The organism is Paraburkholderia sp. D1E (genome assembly GCF_052682275.1).
On the sequence record NZ_JBQYMB010000001.1, the window covers coordinates 4,349,068 to 4,360,651 of the forward strand.

Here is an 11,584-nt window from a genome sequence, read left to right on the forward strand (position 1 = left end):
CAGATACACCCGACCGAGTTAAATCAAACCATCACTGAATCACCCGCGTCACACCACGGCCGCGCGGATCGGCTGCGGCTTCCGGCGTATCGCCATTGACCTTGATCGCCTGGATGTCGCCGCTGAAATCCTGCCCCTTCAGCACGTAGCCCTTGGCTTCGATCTGCTTGGCGAGCTCGCCGTCGATTGGCTTGTACGGCTCCCAGAAGATCGTGTTCGGCGGCAACAACTGGTGATGGAAGCGCATCGCGCCAACGGCTTCCTGCAACGGCATGTTGAAGTCGTAGATGTTGTTGATCACCTGGAAGATCGACGTGAAGATGCGCGAGCCACCCGGCGTGCCGATCACAAGCGACACCTTGCCGTCCTTCGTCAGAATCGTCGGGCTCATCGACGACAACGGGCGCTTCTTCGGTTCGATCGAATTCGCGTCGCTGCCCACCACCCCGAACATGTTCGCGACGCCCGGCTTCGCGGAGAAGTCGTCCATCTCGTCGTTCAGCACGATGCCCGTGCGATCCGCCACCACACCGGAGCCGAAGTAACCGTTGATGGTGTACGTGTTCGACACCGCGTTACCCCACTTGTCGATCACGGAGAAGTGCGTGGTTTCCGCTTTCTCCGGCATCGTCGTGCCCAGACCCGGCTGCACGCTCTTTGTGTCCGACGGCGTAGTCGGATTCACTTCAGCGGCACGCTTGGCGATGTAGGCGTCGTCGGTCAGTTGTGCGACCGGCACCTTATAGAAGTCCGGATCGCCGAGATACTGCGCACGATCGGCGAACACGCGCTTCTCGATTTCAGCGATCAGGTGCACGTACTGCGCGGAATTAAGCGCGACGTCCTTGAAGTCGGGCGCAATGTCGGCTTTCATCTTCAGCAACTGCACGAGACCGATACCACCCGAGCTCGGGGGCGGCGCGGTAATCACGCGATAGCCGTTCCAGTCCGCCTGGATCGGCTGACGCCACACGGCCTTGTACTGCTGCAAGTCAGCCTTCGTAATCAGGCCGTGGCCGCGCATGGACGCCGCGATCAGATCAGCCGTCTTGCCCGAGTAGAAGTCTTTCGCACCCTGATCCGAAATGCGCTGCAGCACAGCGGCGAGATCCGGTTGCTTGAAGTTGACACCCTGCTTCAGATTGCCGAAGTAGGTGTCGAAGTTAGTCTTGCCGTCAAAGTCTTTCGCGGCGTCGTCGCGACGCTGCTGCAATTGCTCGCTGACTTCAAAACCGTCACGTGCGTAGTGAATTGCCGGTGCGAGCACCTGCTTCCATTTGAGCTTGCCGAAGCGGCGCTGCGCTTGCCACATCCCGTCGACGGTGCCCGGCACACCCACCGCGCGATAACCGAACAGGCTCATGCCTTTGATGACCTCGCCCTTGTCGTCGAGATACATGTTCTTGGTGGCGGCCAGCGGCGCACGCTCGCGATAGTCGAGGAAGTACGGCTTACCGTCGACATAGAGCGTCATGAAACCACCGCCGCCGATATTGCCCGCTTCCGGATACGTCACGGCAAGCGTGAAGGCGATCGCAACGGCTGCATCGACAGCGTTGCCGCCTTCCTTGAAGATCTGCTCGGCGGCGTCCGCGCTGTACTTGTCAGCAACCGCGATAGCGGAAGCAGTGAGAACGGCCGGTTGCGCCTTGGCAGGCGCTTTGGCGAAGGCCGGTGTGGCTTCGAGAAAGCCTGTTGAAACGGTGACGAGCGCGACCAGCGCAAGTCCGTTAGCGGACAATTTGGCGTTGTGAAGCAACTTCATTGGATATCCCCCAAGACGACTCTTTCATCTCACGATAACAAAAGCTGCCCCCGGCTTATAACATGCCGGTCCGGCATTTGCGAAGCTGTTGCACGCATGTGGTGCATGCTGCGGCACACAAAAACAGTGTCATTCAATAACGCTGAATGTCAGCGATCGATCCCATCCGAAGCGGCATCGATCGCGGTAAACAAAGCGCGCCGCAAGCCAGAACGCGCCCCAGACTCAACACTCATGCGCGCCCACGATTGCCACGCGCGATCTCATCGCCCGCGCCTTGCGGCAAACGCGCGGTCACCGGAATCGACAGGAACGAGAACAGGCCGACCACCACAAACGCCGGCCAGAAGTCGGAGAACACAATGGCCGAATGACCCTGCACGTTATGCGAGATTTGCAGCACGATGCCCCCGATCGTTACACCGAGCCCCAACGAAATCTGCTGGATCACGCTCGCAACGCTCGTCGCGCGGCCGACGTCGCGGCTCGGAATATCCGCATACGCCAAGGTATTCAACGAGGTGAACTGCAACGACGGGAAGAAGCCGCCGAACAGCACGACGCACCAGATCAGCCAATGTGGCGTACCGGGGAAGAACAGACCGTAGACCGCGATAGCCAGGCCCGCGCAGCCCGCATTGAACATGAGCACCGAGCGGAAACCGAAACGCCCGAGTATGCGTGACGCAGCCGCCTTCATGAAGAGCGAGCCGAACGCGGACGCACAGGTGATCGCCCCCGACTTGAACGCCGTCATGCCCAGTCCTTCCTGCAACGCAAGCGGCAACAGAAACGGCACCGCGCCGAGGCCGATGCGAAACAGCGAGCCGCCAATCACGCTCGCGTGAAAACTCGGGATGCGCAACAGCCGCAAATCGAGCACCGGCAATTCGACGCGGTTCGCGTACAGCACATACATCACCAGCAGCACCACGCCGATCACGCACATGCTGACCGATACCGTGTTCGAGACCAGTTCGCCGCCTACCAGCGAGAGTCCCAGCATGAACAGCGACGCCCCGCTCGCCGACAACGCGAAGCCAGTCCAGTCGAGCCGACCGGGATGCGCTTCGCGCACATTGGCGATGTGCTTGTTCGCGAGCCAGATGCCCAGCAGGCCAATCGGAATATTGATGAAGAAAATCAGACGCCAGTGCAGATACGTCGTGATGAAGCCGCCGAGCGGTGGCCCGACTACCGGCCCGAGCAACGCAGGCACGGTCAGATAGTTGACCGCGCGAATGAAGTCCGACTTCGGCACCGAGCGAAAAATGATGATGCGGCCCACCGGTACCATCATCGCGCCGCCGATCCCCTGCACGAAGCGCGCAACCACGAATGTGCCGAGCGAAGTGGAGGCGGCGCACATCAGCGAGCCGGCGATGAAGATGCCGATTGCCGTGCGAAACACCGTGCGCGAACCGAAGCGGTCGGCGACCCAGCCACAAATCGGAATGAAGACGCCGAGGCCGATGACGTACGCCGTCACGGCAAGCTTGAGGGTGATGGGATCCTGGCCGAGATCGCGTGCCAGAACTGGCAGCGACGTCACGATGACCGTGCCGTCCACGTTTTCCATGAACATCGCACACGCGACGATCAGCGGAACAATGAAAGTGCCTAAAGCGAGAGGCATTGGCATAACGACGGGTTGCAAAGCCGCCGGTGTAAAGCTGCGATTATGGCATCGCATCGACAACAGATGTTGTTGCGCGAGGTCTTTTTGTACTCGTGTCAATGGTGCGCCGCGACCTGAAGCCCGTCGGTTGAGTGCACAACGAAGCGGAAAGGCCTACGAAAAACAGGAGTGGAAACAACAAGAAAAGCGCAGGGAAAAGCGACGCGACGGTGAGCCGGCGTAGAGCCGGCTCACCATGCAATACAGCAGCAAAAATGCAGAAAGAAGACTTAACGCGACGCGCTGACCAGCGGTTGCAGCTGCGGCAGAATCTCGGTGCTCGCACGAGCGACGTCGTTCGGGAAGTCGATCTCGATCCACGGCGAGCCGGTCACGTCGGCGGTATCGAACACCTGGCTGCGCTCCAGCAGCAAGTCGCGCACCGCTTCTTCGTGTGGCATGTTGGCACGGCCGCTATCCACGTAGCCCGCGACGATCTCCGTGAAACGTTGCGCGGTTTCCTGGCGGAAGCGGAAGAAGCCGACCGATTCACCGATGGTGTCGTACTCGAGATTGACGGCGAGCTGCTTGCGCAATTCGACCGGCACGCCGTCTTTCAGACACAGCTTGACGGGTTCGTCGCCGGCTTCGAAATCACGGTCGATCAACAGACGGTTGACCGTTTCGCCCGCCACCAGTGCACTCAGAATGCGCTCGTCGTAAAGCACGTCGGCGTCCATCAGCAGCACGTCGTCGCCGCGCGTCAACGCCTCGGCCACCGTGTGCACCGTCAGCACGCTGCCCAGGTCGTAGCGCGGGTTCAGCACGGTTTCCACCTTATGCGGCCAGTTGATCCGTTCCAGTTCCGCCTGCACCGATTCCGGCTGAAAGCCGAGCGCCAGCACGACGTCGGTCACACCGGCGGTTTCAAGCATCTGCAGATGCCGTTCGAGCAGGCTCATGCCGTCGAACTGCAACAGGCACTTCGGGAACTGTGCCTGCGGCGGTTGCTGGAGACGCAGGCCGAGGCCCGCTGCGAGGATAATGGCACGCATGCGCAGTCCTTTGAAAAAATACGGAGATTAATCGGCAACCGGCACGCGCGCCGTGGCGCGCCGCCGTTGCCAGCTTCGTTCGCTGAAGTGCAAAACCAGTAGCCCCGGCAAACCTAACAGGATTTCACGTGCGCGCTTGGCGAGCGACAACGCCAGCGCCGCATCCGGCGGCAAGCCCACGAGCGGCGCGAGCAGCAGATAACCGCCTTCCTGCACGCCGAGCGAGCCCGGGATCATGAAGGCTGCGCCGCGAATCGCCTGCCCGAGACTTTCGAGCAGGAGTGCATCGACCCAGTCGACCGGATGGCCGAGAAAGCGCAACGCGAGCCACACCTCGACCGTGCCGACGATCCAGCCCACCAGACTCAGTGCGAAGCTCACCGCGACGCGGCCACGCTCGCGGTACATCGCCTGCACGGCGGCGTCGACGGCTTCGGCGCGCGTGGTGAGCGACGACCAGTCGCGCTTGCCGAACACCTTCGACACTACACCCAGCAGACGACTGAACAGGCCACGCCGCTGTGCATAGTAAAAGCCCACGATCATCGCGCCCAGCACGCCGGTGGCGATCAGCGTGGCGGTTCGCAGGTCGTGAAGCGCGCCGTGCGCGGCGTAGGCGCCGAACAGCAGCAGCCCAAGCAGGGCGAAGACGATTTGCGCGAGGGCCTGCGCAGTCGTGCTGACGGTGATCGCGGCAGCCGCGTCGCGCATACGCATGCCGCGCTGGGACAGTTGCCGCACCATCACCACGGGCCCGCCGATCTGGCCGGCCGGCAACAGGCTGTTCACCGATTCGCCGATCCAGCGCGCGAACAGCGCGTCGCGCAGCGTCACATCGTGATGCACGCCGTCGCGATGGCGTTGGAACAGCACCGAGATCGCGCCGGCGTCGAGCACCAGCGGCACGAGGTGGAACGCCGCGACGAGCGCGAGCCCCCAACCTGCCGCAGCCAGCGCCGAGGCAACCGAGCCGAAACCCTGCCACGCGAGCAGACCGACAAACAGCGCCGTCCCGATCGACAGCAGAATCAGGGCCGCGCGTGTCATGCGTGGTCCTTGCCGCGCCTCGTCATCTGACGGAAGACCTGGCGGAAACCGAAGTACGCGATCGCGTCCTTCATGTTCGAGATGAAACGCCGCCACGGCCGCATGTTCGGGTCGGTGACGTATTCAAAGGTGAGCGACACGCGCATTTCGTTCGCGGCAGCCGGCGTGATGCGATGGCGCAGCTTGTCGCCGTCGAAAAACACCAGACCGCCCGGCGGGATCTGCACCGAACCAGGCTGATCCGGCACGTCCGGATTGCGCGTATGCAATTCGTAATCAAGGCGGCACGACGATTCGTCTATCACGCCGAGCAGCAGCGTATAGCGGCGGCCGTCATAGTACGAAGTATCGTAGTGCCAGCCGATGTGGTCGCCGGCGCGGGTGTAGTAATACAGCGCGTACGCGTGCGGGTCGTCCACGGGCGAAACTTGCAGCTTGTCGCCGCTCAGCCGCTCGAGCCAGCCGATCAGTTCCTTCGAGTGATACAGCTCGGCGATGAACGGTGCAAGGCGGTCGATCGTATGGCGGCTTACACTGCCGCCCTGCTTGTGGCCCGGCAGATAGTTGCGGTTCACTTCGTCGAGGAGGCCCCGCGCGCTCTGGACGAGCTGGGCGGTGACCTCGGGCGCGAGGAAATCTTCCAGATACAGGAACGCGCCCTGATCGGTGAAATCTTTGGACAGACGCGGGGTGTCGAATGTACGCGTGCGGCTCTCAACCGCGCGATCGGCATTCGGCGCGGGCGTAGCCGGCATGGCCGGCAACGAGGCCGGCGAACGTTCAACTGAGATTGGTGCGATCACGTCGTCTTCGGCGTGCATACTCATTCGCTGGCCCACATTTGACTGGTTTCAGACCCCTTGGCGGGAGCAACCGCCGACTGTGCGGCGCGGCGCGAAACGCGCCAGTAATCGATCACCACCCAGGCGGCAAAGAGCGGCGCGCCGATCGACGCGACCACGACGAACGGCATGACAACGCTCGTCAGCGTGACAATGGGTAGCAGATACAACACGTCTTCGGTTTCGAAACCGCCAACAGACGCCTGCTTTGTGCCCGCCTTGCCCGCCATATCCTCAATCCGCATGCGCAGGAAGAAAATCAGCGCGACAGCCACACCTGCCACGGCACCCAGCCAGCCGGGTGCAACTTTCAATGCGCCAACATGGGTGGTACCGACACCCATGCCGACGAATAACATAACGGTTACGAGTGCGTCGCAAGCCAGATCGTAAAAGTGACCGATCCGGCTCGACTTTCCGCCGATGCGCGCGAGTTCACCGTCCGTGTGGTCGACGAAGTTCGACAGCACGATCAGAAGGGCGCCCGCATTGGCCCAGGCAAACCCGCCGTGCGCGAGGCACAGCGCGCCAGCCACGCCAATCAGCAGGCGCAGCGTGGTCAGATGGTTCGGCGTGACCCAGGTATTGACGAGCGGCGTAACCAGACGGCGGGCGAGCCTCGCATCCCATGTTCTGGGGGACGGAACGTTGGTTGGAATTGATGGTCGCGAATTCATAACCCGGAAATATATACGGGATCGCAAAAGCGTGCTTCGTTCCTTAACGTTTTCTTAAGGACTCTTTGTCGCCGCTGCGGGTCAGGCGCCGCGCAAGATATGCCGAATCACGTTAAAGTGCGAATCCAGTTGCGCCTGTCACGCCAGATCGCCTCGATGCGCAACGTCTTTCGGGTCGCGACATATCGCCGCCGCCCGTTGCGAACACACTACATCGAACGCGGGCCGCCATTCACGTATATGAAACGCTTCTTTTCGTCTGTACTCCTTGCGCTGGCCGCCGCGCTGCCGTTCAGCAGTCATGCTGCCGCCCTCGACGCACCGCTCGCCTGCAATGAGAGCGGTCATCAGTTCATTGCCGATCTCGCCCAGCAGCAGATGATCGATCCCAAGCCGACGCGCGTCGAAAGCAACTCGATCAATGCATTTTCGCCGGCGTCCGGCGCCGACCTGACCGCGTTCGGCTTTCACGTTTTCGCGGTGGTCGGCTACGAAAAAGACGACCCCATGTTTCGCGTCGGAGACGGTGAGCCGGTGGCCCGTTCGGCCTATGGCGTCGTGGTGTTTGGCGGTGAGTCCAAAGTGCAGAATGCGATTGCCGAAGCCGGCAGCACGGCGATCGTCCATCGGGTGGCGCCGCTCGTGACCGCGATTTTCTGCAAACGGAGTTGAGGCGGCGGGTGGCTGCGAGGCCCCCTGGAATGGCCGATTGGGAGATAGAAGCGGGACGTCTTACGCGTTATAATCGCTGCAGATGGATTTTCCGGGGCCCGCAAGGGCGTCTATCTGCCTCCTGGTCAAACAGGGTCCAGCCGTGCTGGTTACGTCGGGTCATACCGATCAAGCGCACCCGCGAAGTTATGAGGCCCCCACGTGGGGCCTCACCTGTTTCTGGTGCATGGTTTCCAATTAAGAGCGGTTGAGGTTCGGATCGCGGATCGACTCGCCCCTCAGTATTTTTGCCGCCATCACACGAAACCGCACGATGCTCCGCCGATTGCGTGGGATTCCCACCCTCCCCTTGCTGACGTCGCGTACATAGGCGCTCTCGATCACCAGCCGCAACGCGCTCGCTCCCGCCCGACGCAGGCGGAAAAACACTTCGTATTCGACCGGCTCACCGCGATGCGTGACGTCTTCAATCACGAGCCAGTTCGAATGACCCGTGAAGTAACAACGCCGCTCCCCTAACTGCGCCACGATCGCGGGCAGACGAAACGACCAGTGATACCTGTCGAAGCAAAATGCGCGAGCGATATGCCGATGGTCGAGAATTTTGCGCTCATCGCCTAGCGTTTCGAAGTCCAGCGGCCCTTCGGCACCGGGACCGAACGAGACGCAATGGGATGTGTACTCGACATGGATGGTCGCCGTCGCGGTGGGAAACTTCGCAGAAGAGGGAATTACGAGGGGGAAGGCGCTGGCGAGCAGATGTGAAAGGCCATATCGAACGCTTGCTACGTCGATATAGCCTTGCCGTAAAAACGAGATCCAATTCATACGCCAGTTGAGGGGGAAACCGCAAATTATCGCGAGAATCCCTGTGGCTGGCGCCTCAGCCGAATGGCCTATATCGCGCCTATCGCCCCACTCCGCTCCCTACAGCTTGATCCCCATCGGATCCGCCGTCAGATACCCCACCGTCGCGCCGAAGCGGTCCTTATAGTTCGCCCGCACGAGCGGATCGAGCGTCGATTGGACCTTATCGTGCAACGGACTTTCCCAATCGCCGACGTGCTGGAAGTTGCTCATAACGTATGTCCAGCCGTTGATTTCGTCGACCGCATGCAGGCCCGTCGATTCCGCGCCCGCAGGGCACGACAACACGCGCGCGAGCGTCTTCGTATCGACGTTGTAGGCCCACAGAAAGTTGTTGACGTGCATGCCGCTGTCTTCGCCGATAAAGAGTGTGCGCAGTTTCTCCGAGAACTTCAGGTTGTCCGGATTCGCGATGCGATCCGGGTTCGCGGTATTGCCGAGTGCATCGGCGGGAGACAGATCCTGGCCGACCAGCGCCGCGGGCGCGGCCATGTCCACCGGCACCCAGTCGCTGTTGATCGCGCCGCCGCTGCGGTCGCGCTGGCCGCCCGTCATATTCAGCGCGTAAACCGCGCCTGCGTTGATTGCCTTGTCGACGGCGACATCGGTCGACGCCGCATGACCGCGCACCATCGATTTCTCGATGCGTGACATCGCCGAATACAGCACCTTGTCCTTGATATTGACCGTCGTGCCTTCGAGCTTCGTGAAACCCATGCTGCCGCCGGCCAGAGCCGCGTAGCGATGCGTCTCGAGGAAGGTCGCCGCGCGGGTCATGCCCGGCTTGATGCGCACCCAGTTGAACGTGCCGTTGTAATTGATCTTCGTATAGCTCGAATCAGCCGGGTCTTTGGTCGCGACGTCCAGGATGTCACTCGCACGCAGCTGGTTGGCGAGCGCCTCGATTTCGTCGCTGGTCGCGTGGCCCAGATTGATCCAGGAGAGCGTCGCCGTGCCCGCGCCGCTCGCCGACACCTGTGTCCACTTCGCGACATACAGCGTGCCCGCCGACAGATCGGCCTCGCGGTCAGCGATGAACATGAAGAGGCCGCCGTTGGTCGCGTCGTCGCCCATCAGCACGGTGCGCTTGTCCGGCATCACCTGAATCAGTTCGTGCGAGATGCGGCCAAGGCAGTAGTGCTTTTTGATCGTGCCGGTGCCGTCGGGATTGACGGTCACTTCCGGCAGATGACCGTAGTGATAGGGGTTGGCCGTGGTTTCGTCACCGTAGAGGCTGCGGCTGAAACCCTTGAACTGACTATTGGCGGCGATCGTCGTGGCGTCCGGCTCGTACTCTTCGCTCGACAGATGCGTGTTCCACGGCGACAGACTCGCGCCACAGGTGATCCACAAGCCGTGTGCCTTCGATGTATCGACGTTGTGATAGCCCGCCAGCGTGAGCTTGCCGGTCGCAGGGTCCTGATCGAGCGTCAGCACGGCGATCGGCGACGGCAACTGACCGTACATCGACACAAGACTCTGATCGCGGGTGGCGTATTCGAACTGCACGACGGCGAACACCGTATTGCCCTTGAGGCCCTTCACCGTGGGCTTGTCGAGACGGATCAGCGAACTGCCGTCCGGACAGTCCGAATAGAACTGGCGTTCTTTACCGGCTACCGATTTATCGATGATCGGCCGATTGTTGATGTCGAAATAGCCGCCGGCCAGGATCGTCCCGCCCTTGATGTTCGGGACGCTATCGCCGGTGACAAAGAACGGCTGGTAGGCGAGCCTGAACGTGCGGCTGCTGCCGTCGCTCAGTTGCACCGAGAGGGTCGAGCCGACCGTGGTTTTCGCCATCGCGGCGGGATCGGCCAACGTCGGCGCGGCCATGCCGTTGAATGCCGCCGAGACGAACCTGGCCATCGGTTTGACCGGTGTCGTCAGGTCGTCGCCTCCGCCCCCGCACGCGCTCAGCATCGACGCCGTCGCGAGGCCGCCTAATGGCAGCATCGGCGCACCGGCAAGTAGTTTCAGGGCCTTGCGGCGGGAAAGGTCGAACGGCTCTGCCATGTTGTCGTGATCCAGGGTTTGGGTAGCGTGGGGTGATTGCACAGCCGGCACGCACTCAGACCCAAAACCGCATGGTTCACGCTCGCGCCGCTATGACGCGAGGATTCTATGTAGCAAATGTGAAAGTATATTGACAGGATTTAGTAATATTAAATTCGGCCACTCATCGGCTGAAACCCTGCCGTCGCCAATCTAGCCCGGACGGCGAAATTCGTTTTCAACCCACGCAGCGGCACTCGCCTTGCTCAGCTTGAAGTTCGGTGCGACCTGCACTTGCGCGAGCTGTTCGCCGAATGGGTCGAGTGCGGTCAGCAGCGCGTACGGCTCGTCTTCGTCGGGGACGATGTCGAGCGTGATGTCGAGTTCGTCGTTGCCGTCCGCGCCGGCCACGCGCACTTCTTTATGCAACTGGGCGCGCAATTGTTGCTCATGGCGACGCAGCACTTCAGACGCGGTTTTCACCAGCGTGTTGAACGCCGACGTGTCGAGCGGCTTCGGATCCTTCTTGTTGCGGCCCATCGTCCACGGGCCGACGAGCGCCGGTTCCACTTCGCCGTCCTTGATCATTGCGACGGCCCAGCCTTCGTCGTCTTCGTTCTTGATGACGCGCGCGGTCCAGCCGTCGTCGCGCCACAGACGCGCTTCGTGCAGGGTTTCGGGCTGGCTTTCGTGCAGGTCCTCGTTCATTCCGGACGCGCCCTCCCTCGTGGAATCAGCAGCGGTGTCGGACGATGGAAGGGGTGTATCGGTCATTACAGGTTTACTCACGTTCGCGGAGGGCGGAAACACATCTCAATCCTGCGATTCTACCCGTCCCGGACATGCCCAATGCGGCCCTCTGCCGAACGGACAAGCCGGGGCAAGTTCCTCGCCAATCGAAATAGTGCATTTCGTTATTCGCGGGAGCTTATAAATTGATTATAAAAAAGTCGAAAAAAAAGCGGCCCGAAAGCCGCGTATAAAAAGATGAAAAAGACACCCTTGGTCAAAGGGTGAAGTGAATTGTAGAACGGTAATTCGCCAGG

Annotated in this window: 10 protein-coding genes; 1 reads left to right on the plus strand and 9 read right to left on the minus strand. The window is 61.3% G+C overall.

The window, feature by feature from the left end; all coding sequences use genetic code 11:
* Nucleotides 1-31 precede the first annotated feature (31 nt).
* The 6 genes from ggt to ACUN0E_RS19495 form a co-directional block, all read right to left on the minus strand.
* Nucleotides 32-1,765, minus strand: a complete 1,734-nt coding sequence (gene ggt / locus ACUN0E_RS19470; protein WP_445567647.1) for a gamma-glutamyltransferase — start codon at nt 1,763-1,765, stop codon at nt 32-34.
* A 232-nt stretch (nt 1,766-1,997) separates the two neighbouring features.
* Entirely contained in the window at nt 1,998-3,401 is a 1,404-nt protein-coding gene (locus ACUN0E_RS19475; RefSeq protein WP_408228566.1) for an MFS transporter, read from the minus strand.
* Nucleotides 3,402-3,673: 272 nt separating this feature from the next.
* Nucleotides 3,674-4,438 (minus strand): phosphocholine cytidylyltransferase family protein, encoded by a 765-nt coding sequence (locus tag ACUN0E_RS19480; protein ID WP_408228477.1) that lies wholly within the window; start codon nt 4,436-4,438, stop codon nt 3,674-3,676.
* Nucleotides 4,439-4,465: 27 nt separating this feature from the next.
* Nucleotides 4,466-5,485, minus strand: coding sequence for a flippase-like domain-containing protein (locus ACUN0E_RS19485; protein WP_445567648.1), 1,020 nt, complete (start codon nt 5,483-5,485; stop codon nt 4,466-4,468).
* Nucleotides 5,482-6,312: a HalD/BesD family halogenase gene (locus ACUN0E_RS19490; protein ID WP_445567649.1), complete on the minus strand. Its 831-nt coding sequence runs from the start codon at nt 6,310-6,312 to the stop codon at nt 5,482-5,484. The genes ACUN0E_RS19485 and ACUN0E_RS19490 overlap by 4 nt, the downstream gene beginning before the upstream one ends.
* Nucleotides 6,309-7,004: a CDP-alcohol phosphatidyltransferase family protein gene (locus ACUN0E_RS19495; protein ID WP_408390255.1), complete on the minus strand. Its 696-nt coding sequence runs from the start codon at nt 7,002-7,004 to the stop codon at nt 6,309-6,311. The genes ACUN0E_RS19490 and ACUN0E_RS19495 overlap by 4 nt, the downstream gene beginning before the upstream one ends.
* Nucleotides 7,005-7,244: 240 nt before the next feature.
* Between ACUN0E_RS19495 and ACUN0E_RS19500 the strand changes: the two genes are divergently transcribed.
* Nucleotides 7,245-7,676, plus strand: coding sequence for a hypothetical protein (locus ACUN0E_RS19500; RefSeq protein ID WP_445570477.1), 432 nt, complete (start codon nt 7,245-7,247; stop codon nt 7,674-7,676).
* Nucleotides 7,677-7,913: 237 nt separating this feature from the next.
* Here the strand turns inward: ACUN0E_RS19500 and ACUN0E_RS19505 are convergent, their stop codons facing one another.
* The 3 genes from ACUN0E_RS19505 to ACUN0E_RS19515 form a co-directional block, all read right to left on the minus strand.
* Entirely contained in the window at nt 7,914-8,504 is a 591-nt protein-coding gene (locus ACUN0E_RS19505) for a hypothetical protein (protein WP_408228489.1), read from the minus strand.
* Between the two features lie 99 nt (nt 8,505-8,603).
* The gene (locus ACUN0E_RS19510; protein ID WP_445567650.1) at nt 8,604-10,559 is read right to left on the minus strand and encodes a PhoX family protein; all 1,956 of its coding nucleotides are present in this window, start codon (nt 10,557-10,559) and stop codon (nt 8,604-8,606) included.
* Nucleotides 10,560-10,751: 192 nt separating this feature from the next.
* Complete coding sequence (locus ACUN0E_RS19515; RefSeq protein ID WP_445567651.1) at nt 10,752-11,312, minus strand: hypothetical protein; 561 nt, start codon at nt 11,310-11,312, stop codon at nt 10,752-10,754.
* Nucleotides 11,313-11,584: the final 272 nt, after the last annotated feature.

Bases quoted from the DNA above. Each gene is read 5' to 3' on its own strand.
- ACUN0E_RS19480 (WP_408228477.1), bottom strand. From the start codon at position 4,438: ATGCGTGCCATTATCCTCGCAGCGGGCCTCGGCCTGCGTCTCCAGCAA.
- ACUN0E_RS19500 (WP_445570477.1), top strand. From the start codon at position 7,245: ATGAAACGCTTCTTTTCGTCTGTACTCCTTGCGCTGGCCGCCGCGCTG.
- ACUN0E_RS19495 (WP_408390255.1), bottom strand. From the start codon at position 7,004: ATGAATTCGCGACCATCAATTCCAACCAACGTTCCGTCCCCCAGAACA.
- ACUN0E_RS19475 (WP_408228566.1), bottom strand. From the start codon at position 3,401: ATGCCTCTCGCTTTAGGCACTTTCATTGTTCCGCTGATCGTCGCGTGT.
- ACUN0E_RS19490 (WP_445567649.1), bottom strand. From the start codon at position 6,312: ATGAGTATGCACGCCGAAGACGACGTGATCGCACCAATCTCAGTTGAA.
- ggt (WP_445567647.1), bottom strand. From the start codon at position 1,765: ATGAAGTTGCTTCACAACGCCAAATTGTCCGCTAACGGACTTGCGCTG.
- ACUN0E_RS19505 (WP_408228489.1), bottom strand. From the start codon at position 8,504: ATGAATTGGATCTCGTTTTTACGGCAAGGCTATATCGACGTAGCAAGC.
- ACUN0E_RS19485 (WP_445567648.1), bottom strand. From the start codon at position 5,485: ATGACACGCGCGGCCCTGATTCTGCTGTCGATCGGGACGGCGCTGTTT.
- ACUN0E_RS19510 (WP_445567650.1), bottom strand. From the start codon at position 10,559: ATGGCAGAGCCGTTCGACCTTTCCCGCCGCAAGGCCCTGAAACTACTT.
- ACUN0E_RS19515 (WP_445567651.1), bottom strand. From the start codon at position 11,312: ATGACCGATACACCCCTTCCATCGTCCGACACCGCTGCTGATTCCACG.